The organism is Mycoplasma sp. HS2188 (assembly GCF_025209835.1).
GTDB lineage: Bacteria > Bacillota_I > Bacilli_A > Mycoplasmatales > Metamycoplasmataceae > Mycoplasmopsis.
Genome location: NZ_JAOAOI010000052.1, coordinates 1 through 758, shown reverse-complemented (window position 1 = coordinate 758; position 758 = coordinate 1). Strand labels below are relative to the sequence as shown.

At 27.0% G+C, this 758-nt stretch carries 1 protein-coding gene; it reads right to left on the bottom strand.

The annotated features are described in order from the left end of the window. Nucleotides 1-758 (bottom strand): Mbov_0399 family ICE element protein (locus tag N1F73_RS03995; RefSeq protein WP_396888701.1); only part of this gene is annotated, 758 nt, incomplete at both ends.

Below are 758 nucleotides of genomic sequence, written 5' to 3'. Positions count from 1 at the left end.
TTGTTTTTCAAAGAGGTCTAATCTGTTTAGAATCCAAAACAACATTTTCCGTAAAATAGCTTTGTGGATTTGAATTTTCTTTTATTAAAACCAGTTTAAAATTACTAATTGACTTTTCAGCATTTGATGCAAATAACCAAATCCCTGAATTAGAAAAATATGTATTATCAGAAGTCTTTATAACCTCCTCATTATAAAATTTATTATTATCTTGTTTTACAAACCACAAATAATTATCATTTTGTTCTAATTTATATAATGTAAATTTTTCTGTCTTACCAATAAGTTGTTTTAATCCACCTTTACCGAGCACAATAGCTTCGACAATTAAACCTTTATCCAAACTATTATTATCGTGAGGTGCAAAAAGTGTTTTAGTGTTAAATGGTAGCTTAGTTAATTTATAATATTCTCTATCTTTTTCATCATTGTAATATATATCAAAGTTATTTAAAGCTTCATTTTTTAGCTGACTTTTACTATCAAAGAGACCAAAATCAAACCAAACTAGTTGTTTTTTCGTCCCTGTTTCCGGATCTATACTCGGATCATATTTAGGGTTTTTAATGCTATTTCCCTTATCATCTCTTAATAAATTTCCCTCACTATCTTTTATAAATTCCTCTATTAGTTCTTTTTGTTGTGGATTATTTTCAGGTTCTCAGGCATATCACTTAAAATCAACTTGTGCTGATTTTGAATCTATAAATAATACTTTTGTATAATGCATTTCTAAATCAGCATCTAAATTACCTGGA